The following is a 500-nucleotide window of genomic DNA, read 5'->3' as shown; positions in this document are numbered from 1 at the left end:
ATCGGCGGTGCAGCCTGCTTTAGCACGATGCTGATTACAGTATGGCCGGAACTTAGCGGAAAGAAACGTGAAAAATCCAAAACGTGAAAAATTCAGCTGCGAAACTAAACAGGATCAGGAGAATCGAAATGAAAGTGATAACGAAAGATTTTATAACGAATGTGCTCTCGAAGGACAATGCAGCCTGTGCTTCCGTCAGATCGGGAGAGACTGTGGTATTTGAGACGTATGACTGTTTTACCAACCAGTTTCTGCCGGAGGAGGCCACGTTTGAAAATGTGGTGAGAAAACCGGGGAATCCGGCGACCGGGCCTCTGTACATTGAGGGAGCGATGCCGGGGGACATGCTCAGAATTGAGATTCTGGACATCGAACTGGGGCCTGTCGGCATTGTGATGCTGGGGCCGGGCAGCGGAAGTGAGAGAACGGAATTTCCGGAAAAGATACTGAAACGTGTTCCTGTCAAAGACGGAAAGGCATACTACGACGGCAAAGTGGAG

At 49.8% G+C, this 500-nt stretch carries 1 protein-coding gene; it reads left to right on the top strand.

Translation table 11 applies throughout. The features are described 5' to 3' along the window. Positions 1-128 precede the first annotated feature (128 nt). The coding region (locus NE664_13330) for an acetamidase/formamidase family protein (GenBank protein ID MCQ4727614.1) at positions 129-500 on the top strand (372 nt) is incomplete at its 3' end.

It is taken from the genome of Anaerotignum faecicola (genome assembly GCA_024460105.1).
GTDB lineage: Bacteria > Bacillota > Clostridia > Lachnospirales > Anaerotignaceae > JANFXS01.
Note: the sequence above shows the minus strand (reverse complement) of the source record. Positions and strands in the feature narration are given on the sequence as shown.